We start from the raw sequence: 14,489 nt of genomic DNA, 5'->3' as shown, positions 1-14,489 counted from the left end.
AGGCAGGACTTCAAACAATTTTGCCCGCGTCGGGGCTGCTGGCGGTGGCATAGAGTTTCTTGGGAATCCGCCCCGCTTGGTAGGCGTGATGACCGGCCTGACAAGCAAGCTTCATCGCGACGGCCATTGTTGCGGCATCTTTCGCACCTGCAATCCCCGTGTTTAGTAACACGCCGTCGCAGCCGAGCTCCATCGCGATCGCCACATCACTCGCCGTGCCAACGCCCGCATCGACAATGACGGGATAATCCGGGTCGTCACCTTTGAGGTATTCCAGGCAAATTCGGATGTTGTTCGGGTTGAGAATCCCCTGCCCGCTGCCGATCGGACTACCCGCCGGCATCACGCACGTGGCTCCCGCTTTCTTCAAACGGTCCGCTGTCACCGGATCGTCGCTGGTGTAGCACAGAACTTGAAAGCCGTCCGCGACCAGTTTTTCGGTGGCTTCCAGTGTGGCAACGGGGTCTGGCAGGAGTGTCTTGGTATCGCCGAGAACTTCGAGTTTCACCCAATCCGCACCGGGGTTTTCCAGGCCTTCGAGAATCTCGCGTCCGAGTCGGGCCACACGAACGGCATCATCGGCGTTGAAGCAACCGGCGGTGTTCGGAAGGATTGTGTACCGATCGAGATCGATATACTCCAGAATGTTCCGACCCTCCGCGTCGATCAGGCGTTCACGACGAACCGCCACGGTAATGACTTCCGCGCCACTTGCTTCCAGGCATTCTTGCATCAGCTCGAACGTCTGGTACTTCCCTGTTCCCACGATCAAACGTGAGGAGAACTCGTGGGAACCCAGTCGAAGTTTATCCGAAGTCGACGCGGTTGCAGTCGTCATAATCAAGGCCAGTCAATTCAGTATGATCCGCAAAATCGAAAACCGTGACGGACAGTGGTCGGCATCGATCTAACCACCACCAACGAGCGTCACAATCTCCACGCGGTCTCCAGGTTGCAAGACGTGCTCGGCGTGGTTTCGTCGTGGAACGAGTTCCGTGTTGCACTCGATAGCCACGAACCGAGGTTGCATGTTCAACTCGCGGACGAGGTCGGCCAAAGTCAGCCCTTCGGAGACGGAACGATTTTCCCCGTTGAGAACAATTTCCACGACGCAATCCCGACCTGTGTTTGAACAGTGTTTCCAAGCAGTCGAGTGTAGACCTGCGGCGAAAGACCGTCAAGCAGGTCGATTACTGTCCGAGGTTGCCCCGCATGCGTTCGCGGGCGCGGGTCAAGATGGGACCCAGAGAATTGAACGGCACACCAAGTGTTTGGCTGATTTCCTGGTAGGTTTTGCCTTCCAAGTAGTGCAGTTGGACGATTCGTGCTTCTTCCGGGGAGAGTTCAGCGAGCAATCGTTGAACTTCCTCGCGGTTCTCCAGCCGGTTCCCAGGAGTGACACTGTCACTGTTGAGGCGGGCGGAATGATTACCGTTTTGGCTTGGAGCAGGCGAATCAGGGCGATGCCGACGATTGATTTCGTGGACGACAATCCGCCGGACGATCACGGTCAGATAGGTTTGCAGCGAACTACGACCGCGGAACTGCTGCAACACAGCTGCGTCATTCGCAACGATTTGCAAAAACACTTCCGAACACAAATCGTCGATTTCCTCGGGAGACATCCGCACGCTATGGGAATACGCAACATGCTGGATGACATGGACGAACAATCCATGATGCTGATCGATAAATTCCTTCCAAGCGTCCGGATCGTTAGCCAGACAACGCTGTAGCAACTTGCGATCATTTTCGGACAAAGCCACAGGTGAACCCTTTGGAACACGCCTCGGTCATGAGGTGGAAGTCGAATGCATGCGAATGGATGATCCCTCCGTTGGAACTACTGTACTTGCGCCAGAATGGCGGAACAAGTTGTGTTTACGGTTCGCCGGAAAATGGTGTCGTTTCGCCGAACCTGAACCCTCAATATACTATCATATTACCAAACCGGACCCCTGTCGAAGACTGCTTGACATGTTACCCCGTCATTGGAGGCCCTTGTTTCAGTAAAGTACTACTTGACAAGTGCTTCCATCGGGTCTAAGATTTGCGAAAATTCCTGCGGGCCGGTCCAAAATTGACTCGACACTTCCGCGGTATAAGGTCGATCAGCATTGCAGGAGACCCGTTTCACCTCCGGGTCCGTTCGTCATTTCGAAGTCATCTCGAGATCAGCGTTCTCACCAACTTTCTGAAGGAACTAACATGACTCACGTTGTTGCCGAACCCTGCTTCAATTGTAAGTACACCGACTGCGTCGTCGTGTGCCCCGTGGAATGCTTCTACGAAGGCGAATCGATGCTGTACATCCATCCGGATGAATGCATCGACTGCGAAGCCTGCGTTCCGGAATGCCCTGTGGAAGCAATTTTCCACGAAGACAACCTTCCAGAAGAGTGGACCGACTACACAGCGTTGAACGCTGAACTCGCTCCGCAAACTCCGGTGATCACCGAAAAGAAAGCTTCGCTCGCTGAAACCGGCGGCGAGTGTGCGTCGGCCTAATTCCGTTTGCCGACCGCAACATTCGAATAGAAAAAACGCCGACCGGCCATGCCGGATCGGCGTTTTTGTGTATTGACAGCCTGGAGGCGACTGGACAAGTTTCAATGGTCGGCGAAGGACTGTCTGCGGTCTAATATCGCGGAAGTTCGGGATTAATCACTTCGGCCCAACGGTCAATCCCGCCTGCCATACTTTTGACGTTGGCAAACCCCTGCTGGGTCAGCCAAGCCGTCACCTGCATGCTGCGACCGCCGTGATGACAGTGAATCACAATTTCTTTGTCACGTTGTGATTCCAATTCGCCGAGTCGGGCTTGAATCTCGCTCATGGGCAATAGCACCGCCGAGTCGATGCTGACGGTGTCGTATTCGGCCTGCTCGCGACAATCCACCAAAAGAATGTCTTCTCCCGCTTCGAGTTTCTGGTGGACAGTTTCGCAACTAACTTCCAGCGGATGAAGTGATGAGTCTTGCGACATGGCTTTGTCTTTCTGGTTAAAATTTTTTGGCAAGCAGCCCCCATTCTGGCGGGAAGCCGATGTGGACGCAACGCGGCTCATGAAGACGCCCTCACAAATTGTTTCCGTTGGCCAGATTACTTAACTTTCGGGATTTGATTCGTTATAAGTCGAAGGCGCCATCTATGATCGACGGATTCAACCGGGAGGGATGCTATGAAGGTCAAGGAGTTACTCGAACATCATGGAATTGCCGAGAACCCGTTCGGTCAGGAGGACGCGCAATCGGACCATGTGTTCCGTGAGCACTGCTTGAACGGCACGCACCACCCCGCTTGGGACAAAATCCTCGGGACACCGGGCCAACCGGCCACTTCGGTTGTCTTTGGCGAGAAAGGTAGCGGCAAGACCGCACTTCGGCTGCAAATCGTCGATCAAATTCGTCAACACAATGATAAATCGCCGGATTCGAAGGTCTTCGTCATTCAGTACGATGACTTCAATCCTTTTCTCGATAATTTCCGCGAACGACTGCGTGGGCGGCGTAAGAAACCCGAACGCGCACTGACGTATTGGCGACTTTACGACCATATGGACGCCATCCTCTCGTTGGGGGTCAAGCGTCTCGTGCGAACGGTGTTGGAAGCCGAGAAAAAGGGCGTGCATCCCGATGCCGAACTGACGGTGGAAGACGTCGAACAACTCTCCCCCAGTCAACGGCGGGATTTGCTGTTACTCGCGGCGTTCTACAACAACACTTATGACCAGGCCCCCGATCGCCGCTGGAATGAGCTGCGGCACAAACTCGATTACCAATCGTGGTTGAGTACCCACACGTGGACATCGAAGTGGGATTTATGGTTGGGGTGGTTCGTCACTTTGTTGACGACGATCATTGTGACCGTGAACTGGGGATTTTTGCAGATTTTCAGCATCTGGTCGCTGTTGATCCTGTTGATTGGATGGCTGCCATTTTTGCGTCGGCAATTCTTCATGATGAAAGCCGCGTGGCAGGCAAGTCGGCAGATTCGTGTCTTCGATCATCAGCCAAACACGTTGCGACGTGTGCTTAGCAAATTCGATTTTCGGGACATCGAAGGCCAACGCATGCCGACGAAGGATCGTAGCGACGACCGTTACGAACTCCTGTCGAAATTCCGCTCGATCCTGGACACGCTGGGGTATGGCGGTGTGATGGTGCTCGTCGACCGCGTGGACGAACCGCACCTCATCAACGGCGCTCCCGAGCGAATGCGGGATCTCATTTGGCCGATGTTCGACAACAAGTTCCTTCGGCACGCGAACATTGGGTTCAAACTGCTGCTGCCGGCCGAAGTCGTTCACTACTTGGGACGTGAAGAAGCCGGTTTTTACGAGAAGTCGCGTTTGGACAAGTTGAACCTGATTCAATCGCTGGAATGGACAGGCGAGTCGCTTTACGACGTGGCGACCGATCGCATCCAAGCGTGTGCGACCCCAAATTCGACCAAGAATCCCACCGTCGGGGATTTCTTTGATGATACAATTACCCGTGATGAACTGATCGGCATTTTTGCCCGGTTCCGTGTACCACGGCATCTGTTTAAGTTTCTGTATCGGTTGATGGTGGATCACTGCAATCGGTACACGAGCGAGAATCCCGTGTGGACCATCGACCGAGACACGCTGCATTCGAGCCTGTCAATTTTCATGCGAGACTTGAATACGTTCGACAAAGGGTTGGGAGTCGGCTAACGAAACTTCTTGTGTCATCTTTTTAAATTGCGATTTGAAAACTGGCTGCATCCTCGACACCACTGACGATTGCTCAACAAACCGTTGAACCCGGTACGCGCAGTCGGTTTGATATTCCAGTCTCGCGGATGGTGACGGAAGCGTGGCTGGAGTTACCGGTCGAAGTGCTGCACGGACCGCAAGATGGTCCGCGGGTGTGGCTTAGTGCGGCTGTTCACGGGGATGAACTCAACGGTGTCGAGATCATCCGACAGGTCTTGCAAAAGCTTGATCCGAAGAAGCTCACAGGAACCGTCATCGCCACTCCGATTGTCAACGTGTTCGGGTTCGTCAGCCAATCTCGGTACTTACCCGACCGCCGTGATTTGAACCGCTCCTTCCCCGGAACTTCAAAAGGTTCTATGGCAGGGCGGTTAGCGAATTTGTTTATGACGGAGATCGTCCGGCATTGCACGCACGGGATCGATTTGCATACCGGCTCAAACCATCGCACGAATCTGCCCCAACTGCGAGCTGATCTTCAACAGGAAGCGACCCGCGAATTTGCCGAAGCGTTCGGTGCGCCGGTCATCTTGGACACGCACACCCGTGACGGGTCTCTCCGGGAAGCCGCACACAGCTTGGGGATTCCGGTGCTGGTCTACGAAGCGGGTGAGCCGCTTCGGTTCGATTCGGAGGCCATTTCCGTCGGTGTGAAAGGGATCTTACGAGCGTTGAGTTCACTCGGAATGATCACTCCCCCCCGCAAAAAAGCCCCGGTTGTCCAAAAGTTCTCTCGCAGTAAATGGACACGGGCGAAACGCAGTGGCATTCTGCGGTTGGAAATTCAACTTGGTGAGGAAGTCGTCAAGAAACAGCGACTTGGCTCAATCGGCGACGCCTTCGGTGCGGGCGAATCTGTTGTGGCAGCCAATGAAACCGGTCTGATCATTGGCCACGTCAACAATCCGCTCGTGCATCAAGGCGACGCCGTCGTGCACATCGCGTATTGATCGCTCAGTCAGTCGATTTACGGAATCGCCAATTTTCATCGAAGAAACCGGCCTGCGTGATCTGTCCGGGCCACCGTGAAAGCGGCCACTCCTCGGACTTGGAATCCGTAACATCGACAATCGCCCAGTCCGGCAACATCGGTACCTGACGGGCGTTGTTGAGGTATGCATATTCACGGTAAGTCGGTCCGCTGTTGAGAACGACATATCGGTTTTGATTGAGCGGGTTCGGGTAGATCATCACCGGCACCTGGGTTTGGGGCGTGCCAGTGAAATCGTCGGTCGCGAGCGTGTCTTCATCCCATTCGATGGGCAATTTCCCGATGACCTTGCGAATCACGGCGTTGGAAGAAGGATCACCCCACAGTACGAGGTGGTTCGAAGCAATCTGTTCCGGTGTGAGTTCGACATCATCCACAATTCGCACATCGCCACGGAACTGGCGTCGCCATTCACCAATGGCTCGATTCAATTCACGATCCACCCACTTGCCGACGGCCGCGTGTGCCGCCGTACCCGTCGGCCGCACGAAGATGAACGAATCCATAAAAGCGTCATCAATCGGTCCTTGTAAGGCGTGCTGTTTTCGGAGTGTCTTTTCGAATTCTCCGGTGGACCATTTTCCATCGGTCTTGACGACCGAGAATTTCCAGGACCCGTCGGATTTCGGCCGCTGCCTAAAGTTTTGCTCGCCAATTTTGACATGCACTGGTTTGTCTGTCGGAAACGGAGCGTGACCAGCAGGAAACTCAAGCGTGAACGCGGCGACGTTTCGTGGTTCGACGAAGACTTGTGATCCGTCGATACGGGCATTGACACGAGCTTCTTCCCAGTGTTGTTCCAGGGCGTCCACTGTCAGCCAGTGCATCCGATTGTAACGCAAAGTGAATGTCGTAAACCGGAGACGGTTCGGAAATCGGTTGCGTCCACGTTCTGCGAGGCTGTCCCACTTTGCCGAGATGATCGTCTTCGATTCCGGGTGAATTCTGTGTCCCGTCTTGGGACCAATCACGTGCAGCAGATCGATGCCCTCGTAGTTGAGTGCTGCTTCCATAACATCGGCCGCTTGCTTTTGGATGTCGTTTTCGCCGCTGTAAGCAATCGTCGGAAGCTGCGTCAAATTGGCTGCGTAGCCGGGGCAGTCGTACCATCGCCACAATGTTTCTTCCCAGGGTTTGGGGTGCAGGGTCTCCTTCTGAAATGACTTCAGGAATAACGGCGTTTCGCTAAACCCCGCACCGGGATTGGTTGCGAACCAGCGGTCTGCGTAGTGCACCGCGAGTTGCCAGCACCCTGCTCCGCCCATGGAAAAGCCTCGCATGCCGATGCGGTCGGCATCGATCGGGTATTGCGATTGCACGTGCTCCAACGCTTCGAGCACGTCGATTTCCCCAGCGAATTTGAATGCATTCGAGTACCGTCCATACGGATGTAGCACGAAGGTTTTTGCAGGTGTGTACTGACCGGCAGAATGCAAACGCTGCCAGAGGAATTGGTTTTCAAGCGACCGTTCGCCCCGTCCGTGTAACCAGATGTCGCAGCGATGCGGTGTGTGTGTTGCGGTTGCAAACGATTCCGGAACAACAAGTCCGTAAGGCTGCACGGTTCCGTCCAGTTGGGAACGGAATCCTCGCACGACCAAGCCGGTTTCTTTCGTCCAGGGAGTTTTTCCGGCGGCAAGTTGTTTAAGTCGGTTGGCTGCGATGTTTAGCAACTCTGCGGCGTGCTTGACGTCGTTCTTGGAATAGAACTCACGGTGTTCGATGGCTCCCCGAACGGCCCGCGTGAAGATCTCGACATCGGGAAGCAAATCAATCGTTTGTGGCTGTTGATGCGACTTCTTCAATCGTTCGATGCCATCTTCGATCGGTTGAAGTTGGTCATACAATTTCTGTGTGGTTTCAGCATCCAATTCGATTCCGATTGGCGGAACCGCGCGGACGTTATCGGGATGATTGTCTTTAGGACCGTCGGCGTCGGCGATACCCCGCAACGGGCCTAGACAGCACAACAGCAAGCAAACGACCGCAAGTCGCAGTTTCATGAGTTTTCACTTCCTTGAGTTAGGATTCTATTGAACTCGTGAAGCATGACGCGCCGTGTCTGGTGTCGCAACCATTCGTGCGAATCCATGAGAAGTTCTGGACAAAGTTCACTCATCCGGATACGGTCGAGGAACCCCTAGAGTCCCCTTGTTCGGAGGGTGTCCATGGTCGGCCGCGTGTTCTCGCAATTTGCGATTCTCATTCTCATCATTGACGTCGGGCTAGGTTTTCAACCGAGCGTCTACGCACAGTGGGGGCGATCTGCTGACCGATCATACGCAGCTCAGCACCAGTTTTACCGCACGCTCTCCGCTCGCAAGTCGATGAATGAATTTGATCTGCACCGGCTAGCCGACTTCAGGTCCCTCGTTCAATTCGGCGGCGCGAGAATCGATCCGGTTCTTGAGGTCCGTCTTGCGTTGACGTTTGAAGCCTTGGCGAAAGCCGGAATTGAGAGTGGTGCTCGGACAAAACCGGCGACCGTTTCCCAGCGACGACGAATTGCCCGGAAGTTATGGCAGCGAGCGCAGTTGCAGCAAAGCAATACCGCGAAACGAGCCTTTCACCGAGCAATTGCCGCCTGGGACTTGGATGTGTTGATCGCCAACGACGCACCGCCCGTTCTGACAGTCGATGAGTTGTTGCAACAACTTACGGACGAAACCTCTCTTGAGATCACGCGGACAGCATTTCGAGATGTCTTGCCGAACGCACCGGGGTTCCGACGAATGATCGCCGAGAAGTCCGAACGGTATCCCCCGCCGCCGCCAATTGCGGCAGCAATTGCACCATACAGTCTTCTCGCGACCGAAGCGGATCGGCAGGAATTTCTCACGGCCTCCACACGGCAGAAAGCCGAATTGCTTCGACGGCTCCGGCCGGATACGAGTTCGAACTACACCAGTATCCTGGCGGGTGCGTTACTCGATAAGGACTTGTCGATACACAATCAGGCCAGTCGAATCCTCTGGGAGATGGATGACGATTCGGCAATCGCGAACGCATTGGGGCACTCGATCCGGCACAACTTGAGTGATGCACACATCGCGGAATTGATTGATCGCATTCCCGTGTTTCCAGTCTACACGCTGCCACACTTGCGTAAATGTTATACGGAGGACGATCCTCGGATTCTCGCCGCGTGCGCGCGAGCTATCAAACGCGGTAACCTATCCAGTGCGGCGGAGAAGGAGTTTTGGGAACGAGTTCAGAATGACAGTGGACGAAGTCTTGCAGTCGCGGAGTTGCTCGATCGGCACAGCGTTCAACTCGGCATTGACGCATTGTTGCAAGTGGCACGGACAGCGAAATCAGCGGAAGTTCGCATCAAAGCGTTTGAAGCGATCGGAACACAAGTTCGCGGTGAACGGGTTCAGCGAGCGTTGCTACATCACTTGGTGATGGGAGACGAACCTCAAGTGGAAGCGGAAGCCGCTCATGCTTTTCTTCAGATCGCTCCCGAGGATCACCCGAACCGTTCGCAGGTCCAGCAAATGCTGAGACGCAGCACGGTGGCGTGGTCCATTCAAGAAGTCGGAGAGATTCTCGCCCTGCAGTCCGAGGCGAAACGGAACTCCGAGGAAGAACAATTGAAGAACCTCAAAGCGCTGGTTGGTCTTCAAGATTGATCTTCCCCGATGGCTGGCTCATTCTTCTTTCCCGCACCCTTGCTGTTCGCGTGATCCAATCCTAGGATGACCATTTCGCACATCTCGATTGGGAAATGTCCGCTGTATCAGGAACATTTTCCTCACTTTGCCAGACGAACTAGACCATGTCACGCCAATTTCTCAATGAACTCAAAGATGGCGATTCCGTAGATGAGGTGTACTTCCTCGCGGACAAGCAACTTCGAGCCAATCGGAACGCCAATCTTTATTTGCTTGCCACGCTCCGCGACAAAACCGGCACGCTCAGCGGGCTGATGTGGAACGTCACGGAAGAATCCACTGCGAGTTTCCAGACCGGAGACTTCGTACGGATCAAAGGCAAGGTGCAATCGTACCAGGGATCGTTGCAGATGATCGTGACCGACATTCGGCCGATCTCCAGCGATGGCCTGGACCCGGATGATTTCCACCCCGGTGCATCGGTCGCGGTCGATGCCCTGCTTGGTCGACTCAAGGAAATCATGCTCGGTTTGGAAGACCCTTCGCTTCGCACGTTGATGGAGTGCTTCCTGATCGACGATGCGTTTCTGCAAGGGTTCACACGGGCACCGGCGGGAATTCGGGCCCATCATGCGTACCACGGCGGCTTGCTTGAGCACGTGGTCAACATGTTGGAAGTCGCCACACGCATTGGCGATTTGTATCCCAGTATCAACCTGGAACTACTGTTGTGCGGTATCTTCCTGCACGACGTCGGCAAGGTGCGAGAACTGGGGTACGATGCATCACTCACCTACACCGATGAAGGCCAATTGCTCGGCCATTTGATGATCGGTGTTGAGATGCTCAATGCGAAGATTGCGGAAGCCGAACGACTGACCGGCGATGAATTCCCGACCGAAACGGCGATGCGACTCAAGCATATGATTCTCAGTCATCACGGTCGCCCCGAGTTTGGCAGCGCCAAGTTGCCAATGACCCCCGAAGCGATCGCCCTGCACTATCTGGACAATCTCGACGCCAAAGTTCACGAGTTTTCGCGGTCGATCGAAGACGACCCGAACGCCGGATCGAACTGGACTCCCTACGTCAATCGTCTTGAACGGAAACTGTACAAAGGTGTGGTCGCTAGTGGTGGCGACGAAGGTTCGTAAAACAACGAACCGAGTTTTTTTGAGAAAACTGGCAAAAACTTGTACGAACACCACCGGAAAACCCCACTCATAAGAGTGAGAGCGTGTTTTTCCGTGTGGAGTAAGTTCGATGTTACGATTGACGCTGCGAACCCTGTTGGCCTATCTCGATGATGTTTTAGAGCCTCCCGAGGCCAAAGCGTTAGGGGCGAAAATCGCGGAGTTGAAAGTCGCGTCCGATTTGATGAATCGCATCAAGAGCGTGATGCGGCGACGGCGGTTGATCGCTCCGCCAGTGGGGCCGGATGCCAACATGGTGTCGGACTATCTTGACAACACGCTGTCTCCGCAGGCCGTCAACGAAGTGGAAGCGAAGTGTCTGGAATCGGATGTCCATTTGGCGGAAGTGGCGGCGTGTCATCAGATTATGACGCAACTGCGTGCCGAGCCGAAGCCGGTCGAGAACGCTAGCAAAGAGCATTTGTATTCGCTGATTCCGGGCATGTCTCCGTCAGCGGATGAAGCACCCGTCGCTGCGGCATCATCGACCCGACAACCAATTCCTGGTCATGCGGGAGTCGCCAGCAACGAGACATCCCGGGCAAGCGGTCAACCGCAGGCGGCGACCCATTCAGCAGCGGGTCACGCAACAGCGCCAGTTTCTCATTTACCGAAACAGCTCCAACCAGCACCGTTTTGGAAACGGGCCTTGGTTCCGGCGGGCTTGGTCGCGGTGGTACTCGGGTGGTTGTTGTTGATCGTCTACGATCCGTCCTTCAACAACACGACTACCGAGCCAGAGGAAATTGCTCAGAACGATACACTGACCAAACTTCCGGATGAACAGGCCATTACCACGCCAGAAGTTACCAAACCGAAGAGTACCGAGAATGAAGTCGTCGACACCACCGAGACACCGGCACTCACAGAGACCGGTGAAAACATTCCCATGAACCCCGCACCGCCAGGTGATGCTGAAACGGTTCCGAAGATCGACGTACCGAACCCCGGCGAGATCGCTGCAACACCAGGGCAACCGACGGTACCGACAGAAGACACTGAGGGTGACACTGTTGTTGTCGAAACAAAACCCCCCGCAACTGCCGCCGAACCGGCTCCCAAAGCGGAACCGCCAGCCTTGAAGTCGCCCGAGATGGTCTACGATTCCGCGAAAGGCGTCTTGTTGGCATTCGATCCCCAAGAGAATGATTGGTCGACTGTCGCGAGCGATACCCCACTCAAAGCAGATCAGCAACTCATTTCACCGATTCCCTTCGTGACTTCCATTCGTGTCGCCAATGGACGGTATCGCATTGAACTTGAAGGAGGCACTTTCGCACAGTTGCTGGCTCCGACCGACCAAACTGCAATGGGGGTGCGACTCCGGCGTGGGGTCGTCAGTTTGGAACGACCGTCCGAGTCTGCCGATCCTCAAACGATCGCGATTCACGTTCGTCGTTCCGTGTTAATTGTGCAATTACTCGATCCGGGCAGTCGATGTCTGTTCCATTTGGTGCCTCGTGAACCGTCTGCACCGAACCAAGTCCTCGACAGCGACGATTGGGAAGGCTTGTTCCGTGTGCAAGCTGGCCGGGTCGCGGTGAACTCGATCGGGATGGCGGCATTGGAAGTTGAGGGTGGTCAGGATATGCGTGTCGATCCGCTATTGGTGCCCATGGCAGGGGGAGACGCCAACGACGATTCCAAACCGATTGCCGTCACGTTTCGGCCGCTCGACCGTATTCCGGAACGACTTAGTATCAGTCGTCCTCGGCAGACAACCGCCCGCGAACGACTAGCCAGCACATTCGAACAAGAGTTTGTGGCAGGTCAGCCGATGAAGTTGAAGCTCAGTCAAATCGTCCAACAAGCCGAAGAACAAACACCATTTCAAGTTGCGGAATGGGGCGTGCAATGTTTGGACTTGATGGAAGCTATGCCCGAAATGGTTGCAGTCCTCGCAAAAACAAATTTGCCCGAGGAAGCACGTCAAGCTGCGGAAATCGGTTTGCGGAATTGGTTAGCGTTGAATTCCACTCAAGGCGAACTCATGCTCGCCGAGATGAAGAACTATTTCTTCGATGAGACTCCCGACACGATCTACCGGCTGTTATGGGGATACCGCCCCGCCGAAGCCTCCGATGCCGAGGTTGCCAAGCAACTCGTGGCGTGGCTCGATCACGACAACATGGTGGTCCGTGAACTCGCATTCTATTGGGCAAAAACTCTTTCCGGTGGCCGCGACTATGGTTATCGCCCATTCGTCGAGTCGAAGCAGGAACGCAGTTCCGCGGTGGGACGCTGGAAAGACCACATCAACAATACCGGAGCACTCGCAAAGTGAGTTGATTTACAGGTTCTGGCCGGGGCATAATGCGATGAGTGGGATGTTGTGAACGACTGTAGGTCGATCAAAATTGTTCCATCATCCCGATGCCCTCCCAATATCGCCGGCTCATTGTTTTGCTCGCAAACGATTCATTCATGGTCACACATGAAAACCGTAACCGAGTATCCTTGAGAACTGATGGTTTCAATCCGGAAGCTCGCGTCTTCTCCAGGAACGACGTGAGCGTTTTCGTAGTTGCCATCGGCTCAGCGATTATTGGACCTAAACGGAAGCTTGAGCGCATCCTATAGCCAGGACTCGTCTGAGATGACTCACAATACGGCGATCTTTTTCGATATCGAAAATTTGATCGGTGGCTATGGAAAAGCCTTATATCTTGATGAGCTTTCTCTGACCGACATCCATTCGGCCATCGTTGACAATGACGTTTCCGGGATTGCAATCCAACGGGCCTATGCGAACTGGTCGGATTCTCGGTTGAATACTTTGCGAGCCGATATTGTGGAACTCGGCATTGAACCCATTCAAATGTTTGGGTTCGGCAAAGGCTCACACAAGAATGCTTCCGACATCCATTTAGCGATTGATGCAATGGAAGTTCTGCTAACAAAGCCTGCCATCGATCGATTCGTGATCGTTTCCGGTGATGGTGGTTTCTCTTCTCTCGCGAAGAGGATACACGAATATAGCAAGACGGTTATTGGCTGCGCCTATCGACGAGCTGCGAATCAAGTGTTCGAGGCGGTCTGCGATGATTTTATCTGGCTTGAGGAGCCAGAGTCGGCCAGTGAGCATTCCCGAAACTCTGCCTCAGGTAGCGGGAATCATAATCCAATCGTCGCTGCCTACGGTCGAAAATATCGGCGTATTGAACCTCAAGATTCCAACTCGGTGATCAATCGAGGGAAGGAAATCCTAGGGTTTCTCTCCAAGAGTCATTCGTCCCGTGATGCACTCGCACGAACGGGCTTGAATATTAGCGTCTACAAGGAGCTACTCTCGTATCGAATGTTTGGGTTTGATCCGATCAAGTGCGGATTCCCGAAGTTTGTTGATTTTGTACGTCATACCGTTCATGGCTCGGCACTCAAACTCGTCTTGAAGGAACCTAGTGAGTACCGACTGATCAATCGAGAGCACGTTATTCGAGGCTTTGTAACTGTGGATGGCGTTCCAGGGGCCAGTGGACCTCATTCGCTTGACAGTTATTTCACTCTGTTGTCAAGAATCGAACCGCGGTTCCCGGTTCCGGATCTTGATGTTTTACATGAGTTGGCCAGTCACTTGGTTGAGTATCGTAACGATGTTCAAGGCATTCGTTATGCTGAACTTGTTGAAGGGCTCGCTGCAGAGTTTGATTATGGTGAACGTGAAATTCGCGGCGTCGTCACGTGTATGATCTCTGCGAAGTGTTTTGCGAGGCTCCCTCAAGGCGTTCCTTTGAGTGAGCAACGACTGTTTCTAGACTGCTCGACACAGTCGGATGTGATACAAAAGATTTATCAAGGAATGTATCAAAAGATCGAAGCATCACTAGGACGAGTGGATACCGAATGTCTGGAGCGAGTACTACCGATTTGGCAGAGCGTCGATGAACCGAAGACTTATGACGGTGACACGACAAGTCGACTACGATAGAGCGTTTGGCTTCTGTATAGCG

General features: G+C 54.1%; 12 protein-coding genes. 7 read left to right on the top strand and 5 right to left on the bottom strand.

What is annotated here, in order from left to right:
* Positions 1-10: 10 nt before the first annotated feature.
* The 3 genes from G6R38_RS15835 to G6R38_RS15825 all read right to left on the bottom strand — a co-directional run bounded on the left by G6R38_RS15835 (position 11) and on the right by G6R38_RS15825 (position 1,766).
* Positions 11-838 carry a thiazole synthase gene (locus G6R38_RS15835; protein ID WP_166827728.1) on the bottom strand — a complete coding sequence of 276 codons (828 nt, stop codon included), beginning with the start codon at positions 836-838 and terminating at the stop codon, positions 11-13.
* Positions 839-907: 69 nt separating this feature from the next.
* On the bottom strand, positions 908-1,108 hold the full coding sequence (gene thiS, locus G6R38_RS15830) for a sulfur carrier protein ThiS (RefSeq protein WP_166827725.1): 201 nt from the start codon (positions 1,106-1,108) through the stop codon (positions 908-910).
* An 82-nt stretch (positions 1,109-1,190) separates the two neighbouring features.
* Entirely contained in the window at positions 1,191-1,766 is a 576-nt protein-coding gene (locus G6R38_RS15825; RefSeq protein WP_166827722.1) for an RNA polymerase sigma factor, read from the bottom strand.
* A gap of 442 nt (positions 1,767-2,208) precedes the next feature.
* Here G6R38_RS15825 and G6R38_RS15820 point away from each other — a divergent pair, with 442 nt between their 5' ends.
* Positions 2,209-2,508, top strand: a complete 300-nt coding sequence (locus tag G6R38_RS15820; protein WP_166827718.1) for a ferredoxin family protein — start codon at positions 2,209-2,211, stop codon at positions 2,506-2,508.
* A gap of 130 nt (positions 2,509-2,638) precedes the next feature.
* Here the strand turns inward: G6R38_RS15820 and G6R38_RS15815 are convergent, their stop codons facing one another.
* The gene (locus tag G6R38_RS15815) at positions 2,639-2,986 is read right to left on the bottom strand and encodes a rhodanese-like domain-containing protein (RefSeq protein ID WP_166827715.1); all 348 of its coding nucleotides are present in this window, start codon (positions 2,984-2,986) and stop codon (positions 2,639-2,641) included.
* Between the two features lie 195 nt (positions 2,987-3,181).
* Between G6R38_RS15815 and G6R38_RS15810 the strand changes: the two genes are divergently transcribed.
* Both G6R38_RS15810 and G6R38_RS15805 read left to right on the top strand, forming a co-directional pair.
* The gene (locus G6R38_RS15810) at positions 3,182-4,699 is read left to right on the top strand and encodes a hypothetical protein (RefSeq protein WP_166827712.1); all 1,518 of its coding nucleotides are present in this window, start codon (positions 3,182-3,184) and stop codon (positions 4,697-4,699) included.
* A gap of 128 nt (positions 4,700-4,827) precedes the next feature.
* Positions 4,828-5,691, top strand: a complete 864-nt coding sequence (locus tag G6R38_RS15805) for a succinylglutamate desuccinylase/aspartoacylase family protein (RefSeq protein ID WP_166827709.1) — start codon at positions 4,828-4,830, stop codon at positions 5,689-5,691.
* 4 nt (positions 5,692-5,695) lie between these two features.
* Here G6R38_RS15805 and G6R38_RS15800 read toward each other — a convergent pair whose 3' ends face one another.
* Positions 5,696-7,735: a prolyl oligopeptidase family serine peptidase gene (locus G6R38_RS15800; RefSeq protein ID WP_166827706.1), complete on the bottom strand. Its 2,040-nt coding sequence runs from the start codon at positions 7,733-7,735 to the stop codon at positions 5,696-5,698.
* A 165-nt stretch (positions 7,736-7,900) separates the two neighbouring features.
* Here G6R38_RS15800 and G6R38_RS15795 point away from each other — a divergent pair, with 165 nt between their 5' ends.
* The 4 genes from G6R38_RS15795 (at position 7,901) to G6R38_RS15780 (ending at position 14,467) form a co-directional block, all read left to right on the top strand.
* The gene (locus G6R38_RS15795; protein ID WP_166827703.1) at positions 7,901-9,364 is read left to right on the top strand and encodes a hypothetical protein; all 1,464 of its coding nucleotides are present in this window, start codon (positions 7,901-7,903) and stop codon (positions 9,362-9,364) included.
* 146 nt (positions 9,365-9,510) lie between these two features.
* Positions 9,511-10,500: a 3'-5' exoribonuclease YhaM family protein gene (locus G6R38_RS15790; RefSeq protein WP_166827700.1), complete on the top strand. Its 990-nt coding sequence runs from the start codon at positions 9,511-9,513 to the stop codon at positions 10,498-10,500.
* A gap of 109 nt (positions 10,501-10,609) precedes the next feature.
* Positions 10,610-12,823 carry a hypothetical protein gene (locus G6R38_RS15785; RefSeq protein ID WP_166827696.1) on the top strand — a complete coding sequence of 738 codons (2,214 nt, stop codon included), beginning with the start codon at positions 10,610-10,612 and terminating at the stop codon, positions 12,821-12,823.
* 312 nt (positions 12,824-13,135) lie between these two features.
* The gene (locus G6R38_RS15780; RefSeq protein ID WP_166827691.1) at positions 13,136-14,467 is read left to right on the top strand and encodes an NYN domain-containing protein; all 1,332 of its coding nucleotides are present in this window, start codon (positions 13,136-13,138) and stop codon (positions 14,465-14,467) included.
* Positions 14,468-14,489 lie beyond the last annotated feature (22 nt).

The sequence above is a fragment of the Thalassoroseus pseudoceratinae genome, from assembly GCF_011634775.1.
GTDB lineage: Bacteria > Planctomycetota > Planctomycetia > Planctomycetales > Planctomycetaceae > Thalassoroseus > Thalassoroseus pseudoceratinae.
The sequence above is the reverse complement of the archived record's forward strand: the minus strand, read 5'-3'. Positions and strand labels throughout refer to the sequence as shown.

What these genes read in the sequence shown, in the direction of transcription:
- G6R38_RS15835 (WP_166827728.1), bottom strand. Translation starts at nt 838, where the DNA reads ATGACGACTGCAACCGCGTCGACTTCGGATAAACTTCGACTGGGTTCC.
- G6R38_RS15820 (WP_166827718.1), top strand. Translation starts at nt 2,209, where the DNA reads ATGACTCACGTTGTTGCCGAACCCTGCTTCAATTGTAAGTACACCGAC.
- G6R38_RS15815 (WP_166827715.1), bottom strand. Translation starts at nt 2,986, where the DNA reads ATGTCGCAAGACTCATCACTTCATCCGCTGGAAGTTAGTTGCGAAACT.
- G6R38_RS15810 (WP_166827712.1), top strand. Translation starts at nt 3,182, where the DNA reads ATGAAGGTCAAGGAGTTACTCGAACATCATGGAATTGCCGAGAACCCG.
- G6R38_RS15805 (WP_166827709.1), top strand. Translation starts at nt 4,828, where the DNA reads ATGGTGACGGAAGCGTGGCTGGAGTTACCGGTCGAAGTGCTGCACGGA.
- G6R38_RS15800 (WP_166827706.1), bottom strand. Translation starts at nt 7,735, where the DNA reads ATGAAACTGCGACTTGCGGTCGTTTGCTTGCTGTTGTGCTGTCTAGGC.
- G6R38_RS15795 (WP_166827703.1), top strand. Translation starts at nt 7,901, where the DNA reads ATGGTCGGCCGCGTGTTCTCGCAATTTGCGATTCTCATTCTCATCATT.
- G6R38_RS15790 (WP_166827700.1), top strand. Translation starts at nt 9,511, where the DNA reads ATGTCACGCCAATTTCTCAATGAACTCAAAGATGGCGATTCCGTAGAT.
- G6R38_RS15785 (WP_166827696.1), top strand. Translation starts at nt 10,610, where the DNA reads ATGTTACGATTGACGCTGCGAACCCTGTTGGCCTATCTCGATGATGTT.
- G6R38_RS15780 (WP_166827691.1), top strand. Translation starts at nt 13,136, where the DNA reads ATGACTCACAATACGGCGATCTTTTTCGATATCGAAAATTTGATCGGT.